Source organism: Fulvimarina thalattae, assembly GCF_040239565.1.
Classification (GTDB): domain Bacteria; phylum Pseudomonadota; class Alphaproteobacteria; order Rhizobiales; family Rhizobiaceae; genus Fulvimarina.
Genome location: NZ_JBEHWS010000030.1, coordinates 1 through 16,256 on the forward strand (window position 1 = coordinate 1; position 16,256 = coordinate 16,256).

Annotated in this window: 13 protein-coding genes and 2 pseudogenes; 8 read left to right on the forward strand and 7 right to left on the reverse strand. The window is 60.6% G+C overall.

Annotated features, from left to right (window positions below; genetic code table 11):
* Positions 1–531 precede the first annotated feature (531 nt).
* Both ABRA89_RS19385 and ABRA89_RS19390 read right to left on the reverse strand, forming a co-directional pair.
* On the reverse strand, positions 532–2,457 hold the full coding sequence (locus ABRA89_RS19385; protein WP_349943146.1) for a putative bifunctional diguanylate cyclase/phosphodiesterase: 1,926 nt from the start codon (positions 2,455–2,457) through the stop codon (positions 532–534).
* A gap of 247 nt (positions 2,458–2,704) precedes the next feature.
* A complete protein-coding gene (locus tag ABRA89_RS19390; RefSeq protein WP_349943147.1) occupies positions 2,705–3,058 on the reverse strand; it encodes a winged helix-turn-helix transcriptional regulator in 354 nt (117 codons plus the stop codon).
* A gap of 91 nt (positions 3,059–3,149) precedes the next feature.
* Between ABRA89_RS19390 and ABRA89_RS19395 the strand changes: the two genes are divergently transcribed.
* The 4 genes and pseudogenes from ABRA89_RS19395 (at position 3,150) to ABRA89_RS19410 (ending at position 6,165) form a co-directional block, all read left to right on the forward strand.
* Positions 3,150–4,094 (forward strand): ring-cleaving dioxygenase, encoded by a 945-nt coding sequence (locus tag ABRA89_RS19395; protein ID WP_349943148.1) that lies wholly within the window; start codon positions 3,150–3,152, stop codon positions 4,092–4,094.
* Between the two features lie 2 nt (positions 4,095–4,096).
* The gene (locus tag ABRA89_RS19400) at positions 4,097–4,846 is read left to right on the forward strand and encodes an alpha/beta hydrolase (protein ID WP_349943150.1); all 750 of its coding nucleotides are present in this window, start codon (positions 4,097–4,099) and stop codon (positions 4,844–4,846) included.
* Positions 4,843–5,134 (forward strand): annotated as a pseudogene (locus ABRA89_RS19405) (GNAT family N-acetyltransferase). Before ABRA89_RS19400 ends, ABRA89_RS19405 begins: the two are co-directional and overlap by 4 nt.
* A 59-nt stretch (positions 5,135–5,193) precedes the next feature.
* Positions 5,194–6,165, forward strand: coding sequence for a pirin family protein (locus tag ABRA89_RS19410; RefSeq protein ID WP_349943151.1), 972 nt, complete (start codon positions 5,194–5,196; stop codon positions 6,163–6,165).
* Between the two features lie 244 nt (positions 6,166–6,409).
* Here ABRA89_RS19410 and ABRA89_RS19415 read toward each other — a convergent pair whose 3' ends face one another.
* Positions 6,410–7,291 carry a DMT family transporter gene (locus ABRA89_RS19415; RefSeq protein ID WP_349943152.1) on the reverse strand — a complete coding sequence of 294 codons (882 nt, stop codon included), beginning with the start codon at positions 7,289–7,291 and terminating at the stop codon, positions 6,410–6,412.
* A 121-nt stretch (positions 7,292–7,412) separates the two neighbouring features.
* The gene (locus ABRA89_RS19420; protein ID WP_349943153.1) at positions 7,413–7,847 is read right to left on the reverse strand and encodes a DUF983 domain-containing protein; all 435 of its coding nucleotides are present in this window, start codon (positions 7,845–7,847) and stop codon (positions 7,413–7,415) included.
* 149 nt (positions 7,848–7,996) lie between these two features.
* Here ABRA89_RS19420 and ABRA89_RS19425 point away from each other — a divergent pair, with 149 nt between their 5' ends.
* The 3 genes from ABRA89_RS19425 (at position 7,997) to ABRA89_RS19435 (ending at position 13,085) form a co-directional block, all read left to right on the forward strand.
* Positions 7,997–9,382, forward strand: a complete 1,386-nt coding sequence (locus ABRA89_RS19425) for an aminotransferase-like domain-containing protein (RefSeq protein WP_349943154.1) — start codon at positions 7,997–7,999, stop codon at positions 9,380–9,382.
* A gap of 379 nt (positions 9,383–9,761) precedes the next feature.
* The gene (locus tag ABRA89_RS19430) at positions 9,762–11,945 is read left to right on the forward strand and encodes a putative bifunctional diguanylate cyclase/phosphodiesterase (protein ID WP_349943155.1); all 2,184 of its coding nucleotides are present in this window, start codon (positions 9,762–9,764) and stop codon (positions 11,943–11,945) included.
* A gap of 315 nt (positions 11,946–12,260) precedes the next feature.
* Positions 12,261–13,085: an IS5 family transposase gene (locus tag ABRA89_RS19435; RefSeq protein WP_349943156.1), complete on the forward strand. Its 825-nt coding sequence runs from the start codon at positions 12,261–12,263 to the stop codon at positions 13,083–13,085.
* Positions 13,086–13,841: 756 nt separating this feature from the next.
* Here the strand turns inward: ABRA89_RS19435 and ABRA89_RS19440 are convergent.
* A complete protein-coding gene (locus ABRA89_RS19440; protein ID WP_349943157.1) occupies positions 13,842–14,033 on the reverse strand; it encodes a hypothetical protein in 192 nt (63 codons plus the stop codon).
* Positions 14,034–14,223: 190 nt separating this feature from the next.
* Here ABRA89_RS19440 and ABRA89_RS19445 point away from each other — a divergent pair.
* A pseudogene (locus ABRA89_RS19445) lies at positions 14,224–14,589 on the forward strand (transposase); the annotation flags it as partial.
* Between the two features lie 107 nt (positions 14,590–14,696).
* On the opposite strand, the gene ABRA89_RS19450 reads toward ABRA89_RS19445, so the two are convergent.
* Both ABRA89_RS19450 and ABRA89_RS19455 read right to left on the reverse strand, forming a co-directional pair.
* Positions 14,697–15,796, reverse strand: a protein-coding gene (locus ABRA89_RS19450; protein ID WP_463671326.1) for an IS3 family transposase whose coding sequence is annotated in 2 segments (ribosomal slippage) — positions 14,697–15,535 and positions 15,535–15,796 — 1,101 coding nt in all. Because the reading frame shifts where the segments join, the coding sequence is not laid out codon by codon here.
* Between the two features lie 210 nt (positions 15,797–16,006).
* Positions 16,007–16,256: transposase (locus ABRA89_RS19455; protein WP_349943160.1), on the reverse strand; the 250-nt coding region annotated here is incomplete at its 5' end.

A 16,256-nucleotide genomic window follows, 5' to 3' on the forward strand; every position in this document is an offset into this window, starting at 1 on the left:
CTGGAAATCGATCACACAGGATCAGCTCTCAGCCGAAAACCCCATAGTCCCGTTCCAGCATCCCGCAGGTTCGTTCTTCGCGGACTTTCGTACGCCTCGCGGCGCCCGAAACTCTTCAAGTGATGCCGACCGGCGAGTCTCAGAAGGTTTGGGCCGAAAGCGGCCGGGCCTCTCAAGAGAAGCGAATTTCTAAAGCTGCCGATCTATCCGCCGAATTTACGTGGGCCGGCCCGGCCTTAGAATGTCAAGCCGGAGAAGCCGAACACTTTGGAAGACAATCTAGGTCCATCGACTTTTTGCCTTGGTGGGGGGGGCTCTCCATTGGCAAATCACGTCTCACACCGAAGATCCCAAAAAGATCACAGAGACTTTCAGTTCGAGCAGGATGAATGTGTTTGATACCTATCGGTTTTGACCGAGTCCTAATGGTCGAAACTGCAGCGCGATATCCATCGAGAGACAGCGACCCAGTAGCTTAGGCAAGAAGCTAGCCGGTCTTTCAAATATTTAGATCGGTATCTGCTACCCGTCCTACGCACGCACCCTGCAATCCCCTATAGCCGCGAACTGCGTCTTGATCAGCTGCTCCACGTCCAACGGCTTCGAATAGAGATAGCCCTGGACATGCTGGCAATGATTGTCTCGCAGGAACTTCAACTGCCCGGCTTCTTCCACACCCTCGGCGATGCAGTCCAGCCCGAGCGAGTCGCAGAGCCCGATGATCGCCGAGAGAATGCGTTCGCCGGACGGATCACCGATCTGGGAGATGAAGCTGCGATCGATTTTCACCTTCTCGATCGGTAGCTTGCCGAGATAGTTGAGGCTCGAATGACCGGTCCCGAAATCGTCGAGAGCGATGCAGCAGCCGAGCCTCCGCAGTGTCTCGAGCGAGGCCGTCGCGGTTTCAAAATCACGCAGGATCGCGGTCTCGGTCAGTTCGAAGATCAGTTGCTGGGGATCGATCTTCGAATTGCGCGCCGCAGAGATCAGTCCGAGGATGGTTTCGCTGCTTACAACGTCGTGGGCGGACAGATTGAACGAGATGTGCGTCGTAGACGGAAGCAGCTCCGCCGCGTGAAGCGTCTTGCGGAAGAGCATCAATGTCAGGCGATGCATCATGCCGGCCCGCTCGGCGATCCTGACGAAATGATCAGGCGCGACCCGCCCGAGTTTTGGCGAGGTCCAGCGCGCCAGGGCTTCGACAGCCACGACGCTGTCGTCGTTGAGGCGGAAGATCGGCTGGAACACCATGTGCATTTCCGTTTCGAGATCGCCCGAATGAAGCGCCGCCTCCACGGCCTGGTCGGACCGGACGCGATCGTCGAGTTCCGCCTCGTAGAGAACGGCGATACCTCGTCTTTCCGACTTGGCGTTGTAGAGCGCATAGTCCGCGCAGTCGTAAAGCGAGCGGTCGAAATGGCGGACCATGTCGAGACCGGCGACGCCGCAGGACGCCCCAATCGTCACCATCGTATGGTCGAGGGCATACGGCTCCGAAAGGGCCGCGCACAGCCGGCGCGCCACCGCAAGCGCTTCGGAACCGTCGCAGTGGATCAAGAAGGCGAATTCATCTCCACCGAATCGGGCGGCCGAGGCACCCTCAGGAAGATTGTCGCGCAAGCGCTCGCCCACGGCCGCCAGAAGCTCGTCGCCGAGAATATGCCCGAACGTGTCGTTCGCCGCTTTGAAGTGGTCGAGATCGATGACCCCCATCGACAGCGGCCGATCAGCGCGAAGGGCGGTCTTTTCCCGCGCCTCGAGGTCGGCGAAGAACTGTCGCCTATTCGGAAGCCCCGTCAGCAGATCGGTGTGGGCAATGGCGGTGATCTCGCGATTCAGCCGGTCGGCCGCCAGCTGGGCTTCGATCAGTTTCGAGAAGCCGTCGAAATTGTTCGCGAGCACCCGGGAGACGACGAGCGTCACGAAGAAGATGTTCATCGCGATTGAGGTGTAGGTCGGGTTTCCGATCGAGGTGTAGAAGACGACGTAGGGTACGATGACGACAAGGGTCACTAGAAACGCTGCCTGGGGCAGGTGCATCAGGCAGAAGATGCACCCGATCACCGTGATGGCGATGAAGATCGCGACATGGCCGTGATGCTGGTCGCCGCCATAGTCGTTCATCTTCAGCGCCCAGGCGACATAGGCGACCGCCAAGATGAATGCGAGCAAGGTAGTCCGCCGCAGCACGCGGGTGGCCTTCGCCGGATCGGTGATCGTGGTGCGCAGAAGAACCCACGCAGTCATCCTCACCAGACAGGCCCCGACCAGCAGCGCGGGCAGCCAGATCGTCATCGCGGTGGGTGCGACCTGATAATGGGTATAGGCCAGCGCCAGTGCATTGACGCTCAGCAGGGAATAGAGCAGCGGGATCTGGCGCTGAAGCTCGCCGACCTGCGCGACCGCCATTTCGGGATTGATCGAGCGGATGGTGATCCATCGCCAGAACGTCTTCATAATGAAAAGCCTTTTTCAAAACACCTGAAGACGGTTCCATAAAGAAATGAATAGAAAATTGACTGTGCCATAACGAACCGAAGAGGACGGCCAGTGCTGAAAGTTGGCATTCGCAAGGACCGGGCCGACAGCAGATCGACCGCTTTCGGACGTTTGCCGCGAACAGTTGCCATAACGCAGCCCCGCGATTGCGTAGCCGGAGCATCAACGTCTGACCGCAATCTCTGTCCTTCATTTCTCTTTTGCGTCAGGTGGCATCGATCGCGTCGAACTTTCGAAGGATTTCGTGAATCTGGAGCCCGCGATCGGTGAGACCGTAAGTGACCTCGGGCGGAATCGTCTGGGCTTGTTCTCGCCAAACGAGGCCATCCCCTTCGAGTTCACGCAGTCGCTGGGTCAGGACCTTCGGCGATATGCCTGCGATGATCCGCCTCAAGGACCCGAAGCGCTGGGGACCGTGGGTCCCGAGAACATAAACGACGTGTGTCTTCCACTGTCCCCAAAGCATGCGCAGGACCCGATCCGATGGGCATCCGACGACCGGGATGGCCTCGTCCGCAACTAGCGACGCCGTCGGACGGGCTTTTGGGGTAGTTTCCATTCGGTAACGACTTTCACTTGGGAACTCGAGACGGCATATAGATCGCAGAGTTGCTCTTTCGAGCGCTTGAGGCCTCTTCGGGAGAACGATCATGACCGTCACGAAAGCCGGCTACGGGCCGGCGATCTCCGGACTCCATCACGTCACCGCGATCAGCGGCGCACCGCAGTCGAACCTCGATTTCTACATCGGGACACTCGACCAGCGACTCGTCAAGCGCACGGTGAATTTCGACGATCCGGGCACTTATCATCTCTATTACGGTGATCGCGACGCGGCGCCGGGATCGATCATGACCTTCTTTCCCTTCGTCGATGCCGGACCCGGACGTGCCGGTGCGGGAATGGCGAGTGCCGTCGCCTACGCGGTTCCAGACCTCGACGCGGCGATGGAGAGCCTCGCCTCGAAGGCCATCGACTTCGAGAGCCCTTTCGAGCGGATGGGCGAGAGCGGCATCGCGCTGCGATATCCGGACGGGATGCGGATCGAGATGATCGAAGGGGGTCTCCGCGACGGAGCGTTCCATTCGGTCACGCTCTGGCTCGCCGACATCGCCTCGACCGCCGTCGTGCTGGAAGCGATAGGATACCACCGCGATGGCGAGGAAGCGGTCGCCACCGGCGGTACGAGCGGCACCGAGCACCGCGTTCGCTATCGCTCCGGCCTAGGGGAGCGCGCGAGCTTCGTCGACCTGATCACCTCGGATGCGCGATCGATCGGACGCCCAGGCGCCGGCACGATCCATCACGTGGCGTTTCGGGCGTCTTCGCCCGAGGAGCAACTCGACTGGCGCAAGCGCCTCGACGCCATCGGCATGGACGTCACCCCGGTGATCGATCGGCAGTATTTCGACGCGATCTATTTTCGCACGCCGGGCGGCGTCCTGTTCGAGATAGCGACCGATCCTCCCGGTTTCGCCGTCGACGAGGATGCCGCCCATCTCGGCGAGGCGTTGAAACTGCCGGGCAAGTACGAGCCCATCCGCGACAGGATCGAGCGTGTCCTGCCGCCGATCCGTCTCCCTGAGGCCGCATGAGCATGACGGAGAACGCGCTCCCGATTCGCACGCGCGGATCGGGACCCCATGCGGGGCAGCGGCTGGCGACGGCCGGTGCTTCGCTCCATCGCGCGTCGCTCGCGCTCGTCATGCTGCACGGCCGCGGCGCGGGCCCGAAAGACATGCTCGGCCTTTACGCCCATCTCGCCCTCCCCGACATCGCGGCCCTCGCGCCTGCCGCCGCGGGACACTCCTGGTGGCCAGACAGCTTCCTTGCGCCGCTCGCCGCCAACGAGCCTGGCCTTTCGAGCGCCCTCTCCGTCGTCGAAGCGCTTCTCGATGATCTCGGCGAACACGGCTTCGGCCCGGATCGCGTGGCTCTAGTCGGCTTCAGCCAAGGCGCGTGTCTCGTACTTGAAGCGGCTGCCCGGCTCGCCCGGCCTCTCCACTCGGTCGCGGCCCTGTCCGGAGGGCTCGTCGGCACCGGCGAGGCCGGCGGGGCTCCGAGAGAAGACCTTTACGGACGGACGGCGAAGCGTTTCGACTACGACGGACGGCTGACCGGCTTGCCCGTGCTCGTCGGGTGCCACGAGCGCGACCCGCACATACCGCTCGGCCGCGTGCGCGAAAGCGCCGATATACTCCGGGCGATGGGCGCCGACGTGGAGACCGAGATCATTCCTGGGGGAGGTCACGGCATCGTCGCTTCGGAGGCCGCATGGCTGAGGAGCCGTTTGAACGGATCGGCGAAACAGGCCGTCGCGGACGAGAAGGAAGGACAGGCGACATGAGCGACATCGTCATTAAGCGTGAGGAAGGCGAGACCAAGGGCCGCTATGTGACGACCGTCGACGGCCACGCGGCGGAACTCACCTATTCGCGCATCGGCTCTTCCGGCATCATCATCGACCACACGGGCGTTCCCGATGCCTTGCGAGGTCGCCATGTCGGGGTCCGCCCTCGTCGAGCGCGCCGTTGAGGATGCGCGCCGCGAACAACGCTCAATCATCCCTTTGTGTCCGTTCGCCAAGGCGCAGATCGCCCGCCATTCCGAATGGCAGGACGTCCTGAAACGATAGGCGCATCGAGCCGAAACCGGCTCTCCTTTCCCTTCCAGTCCTCTCCATGGAGAATTTCGATGTCCTGGTCTCCCTGCCCCGACCCGAAACTCGGCGACGCCTCCTCCGTCGATGCCGTCGAGACGCTGATCGTGCCCCGTGCCGTCGATCTCGGCGAGATGACGGTCCGGCGCGCACTTCCGTCGACCAAGCGCCAGATGGTCGGCCCGTTCATCTTCTTCGATCAGATGGGCCCGGCCGAGTTCCTGACCGATCAGGGCATCGACGTGCGGCCACATCCGCACATCAACCTTGCGACCCTCACCTATCTGTTCGAAGGACAGATCCATCATCGAGACTCGCTCGGCACCGACATCGCCATCGACCCCGGCGCAGTGAACTGGATGCGGGCCGGGCGCGGCATCGTTCATTCCGAGCGGACGAGCGAGGACCGGAAGCGCACCGGCCAGAGGCTGTTCGGGTTCCAGACGTGGATGGCGCTGCCTCAAGCGTCCGAAGAGGGCGATCCGGCGTTCATGCATTACGGCGCGGACGACCTCCCGGTCGTCGAGGCCGAGGGCGTTCGCGTGCGTTTGATCGCGGGGGCGGCCTTCGGTGTCGCCTCGCCGCTCAAGGTGTCTTCGGAAACACTCTACGGCGACGTCCAACTTGCTGCAGGCGCGGCGATCCCGATCGACGCGACCTATGAGGAACGCGCCCTTTACACCATCGACGGATTGATCGAGATCGCGGGCGATGCGTTCGAACCGGGCCAGCTTCTCGTCCTGCGTCCCGGAGACGCGATCACCGTCCGCAACAAAGGGCTACGCGATACCCGCTTCATGCTGTTCGCAGGCGCGCCGATGGATGGGCCGCGATGGATCTGGTGGAACTTCGTTTCATCGCGTCTGGAGCGGATCGCGCAGGCGACGGAGGAATGGCGGCAAGGCCGGTTCGAGACCGTTCCGGGCGACGAGGCGGATTTCATCCCGCTGCAGACGTCCAACAAGATGCCGATGAAAGCGGAAGGACGACGGCATGGCAGCCGTTGAAGACAAAACACCAATCGACGTTCTGACGACAAAAATTCGGAAACGCTTCGAACCCTTCACTTTTTCGGTCGAGCGCTTCTGGGCCGTAAACAGATTGGCGGTTTAGGGGCGTTGCATGCGGATAGCTGCCGTCCAACCGTCGACCCGAGGGTAAAGCGCAGCCGAAAAGGGACGCATGAGCAAGATAATCCGGCCAAAGGTATCAACCGATTCTTCAGCCAACTGAGCCGATCGAGAACGATCGTCAGCGGACCGTGACTTTCCCGCGCCAGATGATGAACAGGCCGGAGGCTACTATGATCGCCGACCCGACCAGCATGGCCGGACTTAAGTCCTCGCCGAAGACAACGGTGCCGATTCCGACCCCAAAAAGCAGCCTCGTGTATCGGAACGGCGTGACCGCGGACACATCGCCCGTACGCATCGCCCGCATGAGGAAACCATAGGCTGCCACTCCGACGACCACGGCTGCGAAGAGATAGAACACCTCGTCGGCACTAGGAACGACGAAGGGCTCGCCCTGCCAGAGCCCGAACAGGGCCCCGGCGACGACGACAGCGACAAAGCCGTAGAGGCCGAGGATGGAGACCGCGAGCGAGCGCGGCGCCGCACGGCTCGCGAGGTCACGCCCCGCAAACCCAAGCATTCCCAGAACGGCGAGAACGGACAGCACCGAGAACCCTCCGGTTCCCGGCTGCACGATCAGGACGACGCCGATCATGCCGAGAAGGATCGCCCCCCATCTTCGCCAGCCGACGGTCTCCCTGAAGAAAAGCGCCGCACCGGCTACGACAAGGAGGGGTGTCGCCTGCAGGATGACCGTCGCGGTGGAGAGTGGGATCAGGGTCAATGCGAGGACATAGAACAATCGACCGGCAATCTCGAAGACGACACGGATCAACATGGGCCTCGATGTCACCCCGGCGCTGAACAGAGGCTGGCTCTCGAGCCGAGCCATTGCCGCAAAGAGAAGTGCGCCGCCAAGTCCGAAGAAGATCAGGATCTGTCCGGTGGGCAGTGTTTTCGAGATGACCTTGATCAGGCTGTCCTCGATGGCGAAAGCCGCCATGGACCCGACCATGAAAATCCCGCCCAGAAGGTTGTCGCGATATGCCCCGACTCTCACCAAGACAGGATATCCTTTCCTGCTTCACGCCTGATCCGACATTCCATGCCTACCGGAAAAGACGAAGAAGCGTCTGTCATCGATTGCGTTCGGATCAGTATGTATCGGGAAGCGGATCGCTCTATCGATCGGCGGCAGCCGGCCTGTCCTGAGCAACTGTCTCTCCCACACCTTGCGATTTCTTGACCAGCCGGCCCTCGGCAGCATCGTGATAGTACTGGCTCGCAACCAGCCACCCCTTGAGGGGACGAAGCGGTGGAATACAGAACAGGAGAAGGACCGGCAGGGAGACGAGTAGGTGCACCCAGAATGGCGGTTCAAAGGCCACCTCCAGCCAGACCGCAACGAAGGCGGCTGGAATGCATGTGAAGCAGATGACGAAGAAGGCCGGTCCGTCGGCGGGATCTGCGAATGAATAGTCGAGGCCGCATTCGTCGCAATGATCGCGTAATGTCAGAAAGCCCTTGAACAGCTTTCCCTGGCCACAGCGTGGGCAACGGGCCGCCATGCCCACCTTCCACGGTTCTAGCTTCGGCCACATCTCTCTGTCTTGCATTCTCTTGATCCTTGACGGTGGTGCAGGCGATGAAGCGAGCTGCCGGCTCGGCTCGGCTCGGGGCGAGGCGTCGTGTGCCTTTGAAAACATCCAATACCTATGTATGCATGCATTATCAGAATTTGTATGGATTGAACAAGGACGAATGAATGAGCGGTGCTTTGGCCGGTGCAACTTGGGCTCCCGATCTGACGCGGGGCAGCGGCCCCATCTATCTGCGCATCGTCGACGAACTTGCCCGCGCACGCGCGGCCGGAATCCTGCGCCCAGGCGACAGGCTGCCAGCCCAGCGTGAACTGGCACGGCGTCTCGAAATCGACCTCACGACCGTTACCCGCGCCTTTACCGAGGCGCGTCGCCGGCATCTGATCGACGCCGCCGCCGGACGGGGCAGTTTTGTCACATCGCGGGGCGAAGAGGAGCCGATCCTGGATCTTGGCATGAACATTCCGCCGGCACCCGAAGGTCTCAGCCTGCCGCAGCTCATTCGTGGCGGCATCGATGGCCTTCTGCGGCGCTCCAGCGCCGGGGCGCTATTGTCCTATCATCCCGGTCCCGGTTCGCCCGCCGAGCGGGGCGCGGCCTCGCTCTGGCTCGAACGGGTTGCAGGCGAGCGTTTGGCGGAGGCGCGCGTCGGCGTCGGCGCGGGAGCACAGGCTTTGCTGTCAGCGGTTACTGCATGCGAAGCGCAATCAGGCGACACGATTCTCGCCGACAGCCTGACCTATCCCGGCTTCATCGACATCGCCCGCGTGCTGCGACTGCGCCTCGTGGGGGTCGAGGCGGACGCCTACGGCATGCGTCCCGACCATTTCGAAAGGCTCGCGCACGAACACGAAGCGCGGCTCGTTTATCTCAATCCGACGCTCCATAATCCGACGACGATAGTCATGCCGGAGGCAAGGCGACGAGAGATCGTCGAAGCATCGCGGCGGACGGGACTGACGATCCTGGAGGACGATCCGTATTCGCCTCTGCTCGGTGAGGGTGCTCCTGCGTCTTTTCTCGCTCTGGCTCCCGACAGAACCTACCATGTCGCGACGCTGGCGAAGTGCATCTCACCCTTCCTGCGGACGGCCTTCCTTGCCGCTCCGACGAGCGAACGTCTGGACGAGGTGGCGCGCACGCTGCGCGGTTTCACGCTGATGGCGCCGCCGCTGATGACGAGCCTCGCCGCCGAATGGGTTCGCTCCGGTGTTGCTGGCGAGATCGTTTCGGGCGTGCGGCAGGAGGTTGGGAGGCGGCAGGCTTTGGTGACCAACCTTTTGCCGGGCAGCGGAGCGAGAGAGACTGCGGCGTTCCACGTGTGGATGAACCTTCCGAAGGGTCTTAGGTCCGCGAGCGTCGTCGAGGCGGCACGCGCTCGCGGACTGGCCGTCAGCGACGCCGTCGATTTTTCCATCACAGGGTCGGCACCGCAGGCAATCCGCATTGCGCTCGGCGCGGTCGAAAGTCATGATAAGCTGGCCGATGCGCTCGAAAGGCTCGCGCCCATGCTTCAGCCGCCCACGGCAATCCACAGCGCGTTCGTTTGATCAAGCCTGCCCACAAAACTGATGCCTGCGCGACAAACGTTGGGCCTCCTGGGTCGCACCTTTGGGCTGCCAACGGCTTGCAGAACCCGTGCGAGGTTTCTGCAAAAGTGGAATATGTCCACTGCAAAGGCAGTGATGACACGAAGAATTTGCGAAATAAGGAGTTCGTTGGGCCGGAAGGAGACTGTCGGCTTCCCGCGCGGGGATTGGCTGAAAGCTGCTATTCAGTTGACACCCCAATCCGGTCTTTCAAACAACGGTCGATCTTGCCAGGAGCCTTCGTCGATCAGGCTTCAAGGTAAGATTTCCACGCGGCTTAAACGGGTTCGTTAGGACTCGGCCCTAGGCTGACACTCGCCTTTACGTCGGGACATTGCCTATGGAATTCGATAAAGACGAGCGGCACCGTCTCGCCGTTCTGGCTGAGTACGCGATCTTCGACACGCTTCCCGAAGCGGAGTTCGATCACGCTACCGAAGTCGCCTCGCATGTTCTCGGTGCTCCGATCGCCCTGGTCTCCCTCGTGGGCAAGGACCGGCAATTCTTCAAGGCGCGGACCGGACTGGCCGTTTGCGAGACCGAACGGGAGGCCTCGTTCTGCCGCCATGCGCTGTGGGACAGCGACATCCTGGTCGTGCCCGACGCAACGCAGGACCCTCGTTTTTCGGCGAATCGCCTCGTCACCGGCGAGCCGTTCATCCGCTTTTACGCAGGGGCTCCCTTGCGCAACCCGGACGGCGTCACCCTCGGTACCCTGTGCGTGATCGACCGGGAACCGCGCACCGAATTTTCTGAAAGCGACCGCCGGACGCTGCGCCTTCTTGCCGATGGCGTTATGGATCGCCTGGAGGCCCGGCGGCTGAAACTGAAGGTTGGCGACGTCAAGGCCGGGATGCAGAGCATTACCTCCTCCTCGCCTGACGCGATCATCACCGCCGATCACGAGAACCGCATCATCTCGTGGAACGCGGCGGCGGAGCGCATGTTCGGCCATTCCCGCAGCGAAGCAGTCGGGCAATCTCTCGACCTCATCGTGCCGCCGGCGATGCGCGAGGCCCATGGGAGCCGTTTTCACCGAGTTGCATCAGGTGAGCCACCGCGCCTTCTCGGAACGTCGGTCGAACTGACGGCATGCCGAAAAGACGGCAGCGAGTTTCCGATCGAATTGTCTTTGTCGCGCTGGATGGAAGCGGGGCAGGTTCGGTTTGGCGGCATCGTTCGCGATATCAGCGGGCGGAAGAAGGCGGAAGAAGAATTGCGGCTGGCGGCCGTCACCGACCATCTGACGGGCCTTTCGAACCGTGCGAGCCTCGCCGACAAGCTCGCGACCATGGAGCGGGCCGATGCCCGCCTCGCCCTGCTGCTCATCGATCTCGACGGCTTCAAGGACGTGAACGATACGCTCGGCCACCTCATCGGCGACGAGGTGCTGAAGGAGGTCGGCCTGCGTCTTCGCGCGCTTCTGCCGCCGACGCATTTCGTCGCCCGCATGGGCGGTGACGAGTTCGTGGTGCTTGTCGAGGACAACGCGAATCCGATGGATGCCTACGGTCTGGCCGATACGATCATTTCCGCGATCGAGGAAGCCATGCCGCTTGGCTCGGCGATGGTCAGCATCAGTGCCAGCGTCGGGATCGCCTGCACGACAGAAGAGACGACGGACCATCGCTTATTGCTCGGCGACGCAGATCTCGCGCTCTACAAGGCGAAAGGCGACGGTCGGGGGCGAGCCTGCATTTTCACCAGGAACCTGCGCCACGCTGTCAAATCGAAGGGTCTTGCCCGCGAACAGCTGGCGACTGCCTGGAAGACGGACGCCTTCGAACTCTACTACCAGCCGCAGGTGGATCTTTCCTCGGGCGCTCCGATCGGGGCGGAAGCGCTGTTGCGCTGGAACCACCCCGACCGTGGCCTCCTTGCGCCCGGCGCTTTCATCAGCCTCCTCGAAAGTGACGTGCTGGCGGCGCCAGTCGGGCGATGGATTCTCGAAACGGCCTGTCGGCAGGCCGCCGAATGGCGGCAAACGATCTGCCCCGGTTTCCGAGTCGCGGTGAACCTCTTTCCCGTGCAGTTCAAGACGGATGACCTGCCGACCTTCATCCACGATACCCTCGAGCAGATGCAGCTTTCCCCCGACGGCCTCGAAATCGAGATCACGGAAACCACGATCCTGAAATCGGATCAACGCATCCTCAGCAAGCTGAAGACCATCCGCGACATGGGCGTCGCCGTCGCGTTCGACGATTTCGGCACGGGATACGCATCGCTCAGCATGCTCCGGGACTATCCGGTGACGAAGATCAAGATCGACAGGTCCTTCGTCAGCGGCAACAGTGCCGACGACAGGGCGAAGCTAATCGCGAAAGGCATTGCCGCGATGGCTGCCAACCTCGATCTCGTCGTGGTGGCGGAGGGAATCGAAACGCGCGAGCAGCACGAGCGCATGCGCGACCAGGGCTGCGATCACGGCCAGGGATATCTCTACGGACGCCCGATGAGGGCGATGGACTACGAAAAGCAGGTAAGCGGTCGGACATCCAGCACGATAGCCTCGGTCGCATGAATCTTAGGATAGCGACACGCCCATTAGGTCATGGCCTGCCCTTTCCACCGCAAGCCGAAGACCGTTTCTGAGTCGAAAAAGCGGACCTCACTCATTGATCGTCGGATCGGTCCAACCACCCTGCGTTCCACGGCGCCATCCGTCAAGGAAGAGGAAGCGATCGTAGCCCTCTCCCGCCATACGCTGCCGCGGGTGGACGCCACTTCGCGCACCATCCGGGCGCCCGTGTTCTCGAACTTGTCCTCGAGCTCGATCTCCTTAGCGACCGTTTGAGAATGGGTTTCGTCACAGGTTCATTCGTGATTCACACTGTCTATGTGGACACGAAAGACGCGAGCCCGAATGGCTTCGATCGAACGAAAGACGAAGCGCTATCCGACTGACCTGACAGATGCCGAGTGGGAGACGATCGCGCCGTTTCTGCCGGAGCCGGCGAAGCGCGGTCGTAAGCGGACAGTCGACATGCGCGAGGTCGTGAACGCGATCCGCTACCAGACGCGAACGGGCGGCGGCTGGCGCATGCTACCGAAGGACTTCCCACCCTGGCAGACGGTCTATTGGTGGTTTCGCCGTTTCGTGCGTCTCATGCTGTTCAAAACGATCCACAATGTGGCGCTCATGTTGGACCGCGAGCGGTCTGGACGCGAGGCGAGCCCAACGGCTGGCGTCGTCGACAGCCAGAGCGTGAAAGCACCGGCAGCCGGGGCTGTGCGGGGTTTCGACGGTGGAAAGAAGGTGACCGGGCGCAAGCGTCATATCGCCGTCGATACGGATGGGCGCATGCTGATGGTGAACCTCACCCCGGCTGACGTCTCCGACAGTGCGGGAGCGCAGCATATTCTGGATGCGATCCGCCAACGCTGGCCCTGGATCAAGCACCTCTTCGCCGACGGCGCCTACGATCGCACGAAGCTGATGGAAAAGGCGGCCTTTCTCGACTTCGTCGTCGAGATCGTCCGCAGGATCGACAAGGACGAAGGTTTCAAGGTCGTCCCGCGCAGATGGGTCGTCGAGCGGACCTTCGGATGGATGATCCGATGGCGACGGCTGGTCCGCGACTACGAAAAACGGATCGATGTCTCCGAGGCCATGATCCACGTCGCCATGGGAAGCCTCATGCTACGACGGATCAGCCACTGACCCCATTCTCAAACGGACTCTTAGGGTTCAGCTCCTTAAAAGGCGCCATATGAAGCCAGCTTTCCGCGAAAGCATTGGGATCTCGGCAAGCGACCGAGAGCATTTAATTGTAAGAGATCCGAACGTTAGACGTTCTAATTTTCAGGGGACTCAGCGCACTTGCACGATCTGACGCTTCCGATCTCATCCGAGCGACCAGCCTACCCATCGATGTGATTTCGAGCGTACCGCTACAATCGGCCCAAGCCGCAAGTTTTTTTCCTACCAGCAGATTCGACATAGGGTTAAGCCATGAAGTTTGGGCCCCCATGTCATTCAGGGATCGCAGCAGCGACGACTCTTCCGTCGATATCTCAAAGTAGGCATCATGTGCATTCATAACATTTTCTCCCGATGAAATCTCTATATTGTGCTAAATATATTCTTTATCTTAATTGCTCACGCCTACACAAAATTTCAACCCGCGAAAATCAAAAAATCAATTAATTTACCGCCGAATTTTCAGAAAGACACTTAGGGTATTTATTGTGTAGCAAGAAAAGGCAGCGTTTATTAAGCTCGAGTCGATTCGGTCGGTGGTCATATTACAGTGACCCGTCTCACTTCAGTGAGAAATAAACTGATCCGATCGCGCGATGCACCGCAGAATTTGGTAGATCGCGCTCAAGAGCGTGGAGCTAAGCAAAGTAACGTCGATTGGCTTAAATCGGCCGGTTTTGCGACCGATCGCCTGAAACAGAAAACAATGACTCTGTTTCATCCCACATCCTGCTGCATCAACTCAAGCTCATCGTGCGACGTCTCAGGTTCAAGCATTGTTTGCTTTCGTATATTGTAGACGTGCCATTCATTAGGTTTTGCGCGATTAAACCACTCCTGCATCAAAGCTGCGGGCAATTCGTTCGATTCCGGCTCTAATACAGAAATCAGAAAATCCAGAAGGCTCACATTTATTGGCTGCTCCTTTCAGCCCATCCCTTCTTCAACTAGCTAAATGACCTTACGTTAAAATTAATCGAACGTGCAGCATTTAGTCGCACATGTAGTTTCCGAATTACCTAGAGCCCGAGCGAAAAGAAGTTGAGCGATATCATCAGGTTGTGATTCTCCTTCGTTGTCGAGACGATGGGAGAAGACAATGCCGTGGGATAATACCGCTCGCCGTGACCATACCCGCGAATGCGCCCTCTATCCAAGCGATTTGACCGATCGGGAGCGGGCGCTGATCGCGTCGATGCTTCCGCCTGCCAAGCCTGGCGGCCGACCGCGGACCACATGCCTTCGCGAGGTGATGAACGCGATCCTCTACGTCGGATCGAGCGGGTGCCAGTGGCGCATGCTGCCGAAAGACTTCCCACCGCCCTCGACGGTGCGCGGCTATTTCTACGACTGGCGTGACAGCGATCTGCTGAGGGCGATCAACGGCGTTCTCGTCGTTGCGGCCTGCGAATTGGAGGGGCGGGAGGCGAGCCCAAGCGCCGGCGTGATCGACAGTCAAAGCGTCTGACGTTGCCCCCAAGTTTTATCCATCCGAAAGTTCGTTTCCGGCGGTTGGGTGAAGTGCTCCCCGTTTTTGGTCCGCCCGGCTGGAGAATTTCCGGGGGTTGCAGCTCAGGCCGACACCGCGTCGCCTGAGCATTTCATCAGCTCAATCGGCGTCTTATGGCCGATCGAGCTATGAGGTCGAACCTCGTTGTAGTCTCTACGCCAAGCCTCCATCTTGGCGCGGGCATCGTCAAGGCTCATGAACCAATGCGTGTTCAGGCATTCCGTCCGGAACTTGCCGTTGAAGGATTCGATGAACGCGTTGTCGGTCGGTTTTCCCGGTCGTGAGAAGTCGAGAATGACGTCCTTCTGATAGGCCCAAAGGTCAAGATCGCGGGAGATAAACTCCGAACCCTGATCGACCCGGATCGCTCTGGGATAGCCGACTTCAGAGCAGATCCGCTCCAGCGCCTGGACGACGTCTTCGCCTCGATAGCTGAACCGGGGATCGATCACCGGCGAGAAGCGGGAGAAGGTGTCGACGACTGTAAGGATGCGGAGCTTGCGGCCGGTGGCGAGCTGGTCATGAACAAAATCCATGGCCCAGGTCTGGTTCACCTGGGTTGCCACCGTACGATCGTCGCGAAGCCGGGCCTTCACGCGCCGCTTCGGGACCTTGTTGCGCAGCTGAAGGTCCATCTCCTTGTAAAGCCTGTAGATTCGCTTCGGGTTCACAGCCCATCCCTCTCGCCGCAGCAGAACGTGGACACGGCGGTAGCCGTATCTCACGCGTGTCTCGGTGATTTCCTTGATCCGCTTCTTCAAAGCAGCCTGATCGTCGCGCCTGGCCTTGTAGGCGTAGAGGGAACGACCGACCTTCAGGGCGAAACAGGCGCGTCTGGCGGACACCTTCCAGCTCTCCCGAATCTCGTTCACCAACTGGCGACGGCGAGCAGGCTTCAAAGCTTTTTTGAGAGCACGTCCTGAAGCATCGCCTTGTCCAGCGAGAGATCCGCCACCAGCCGCTTCAGCTTCGTGTTCTCCTCCTCGAGCTGACGCAGCTTCTTCACCTCAGACGGCATCATCCCGCCGTAGCGCTTGCGCCAATTGTAGAAGGTCGCGTCGGATATTCCCGCTTTCCGGCAAACATCCGCGACGGCTGTTCCTTCGTCAGCCTGCTTCAAGACGAACGCGATCTGCGCCTCGGTAAACTTCGACTTCTTCATGGAATTCTCCTCGTCCCGATCCCGGGATCATAATTGGAAAATTCCAGCTCAGAACGGTCCGAATTTCGGGAAGCACGTCAAGTGGCAGTGCCGGATGGCGGGCTGACGCCCAGCCGTCTGGTCGAAGCGCTGATCCGGGACGGGCATGCGTTGGAGGATGTGACCTGCCACTGAGTTTTTCCTCCACGTTGGATTAGGGCCTGTTGAGATTCATCGCGAGTTGACGACGGCCATGCAGAGGTTGAGCATGGCTGCGAAGTTGCGGTCCGTCTTCTCCGATCGCATGGCGATGCCCTTGAATTCCTTAATTTTGGCAAAGGCGTTTTCGACGAGGTGACGCCATTTGTACATCTCCTCGTCGATTTCTCGTGGCTGCTTTCGCTTCGGTCGCTGGGAGATGACGACCTTCGTGCCGCGCTCGTCCATTTCCTCCACGATCCAGTTGGCGTCGAAGGCCTTG

What these genes read in the sequence shown, in the direction of transcription:
- ABRA89_RS19385 (WP_349943146.1), bottom strand. Translation starts at nt 2,457, where the DNA reads ATGAAGACGTTCTGGCGATGGATCACCATCCGCTCGATCAATCCCGAA.
- ABRA89_RS19390 (WP_349943147.1), bottom strand. Translation starts at nt 3,058, where the DNA reads ATGGAAACTACCCCAAAAGCCCGTCCGACGGCGTCGCTAGTTGCGGAC.
- ABRA89_RS19395 (WP_349943148.1), top strand. Translation starts at nt 3,150, where the DNA reads ATGACCGTCACGAAAGCCGGCTACGGGCCGGCGATCTCCGGACTCCAT.
- ABRA89_RS19400 (WP_349943150.1), top strand. Translation starts at nt 4,097, where the DNA reads ATGACGGAGAACGCGCTCCCGATTCGCACGCGCGGATCGGGACCCCAT.
- ABRA89_RS19410 (WP_349943151.1), top strand. Translation starts at nt 5,194, where the DNA reads ATGTCCTGGTCTCCCTGCCCCGACCCGAAACTCGGCGACGCCTCCTCC.
- ABRA89_RS19420 (WP_349943153.1), bottom strand. Translation starts at nt 7,847, where the DNA reads ATGCAAGACAGAGAGATGTGGCCGAAGCTAGAACCGTGGAAGGTGGGC.
- ABRA89_RS19425 (WP_349943154.1), top strand. Translation starts at nt 7,997, where the DNA reads ATGAGCGGTGCTTTGGCCGGTGCAACTTGGGCTCCCGATCTGACGCGG.
- ABRA89_RS19430 (WP_349943155.1), top strand. Translation starts at nt 9,762, where the DNA reads ATGGAATTCGATAAAGACGAGCGGCACCGTCTCGCCGTTCTGGCTGAG.
- ABRA89_RS19435 (WP_349943156.1), top strand. Translation starts at nt 12,261, where the DNA reads ATGTGGACACGAAAGACGCGAGCCCGAATGGCTTCGATCGAACGAAAG.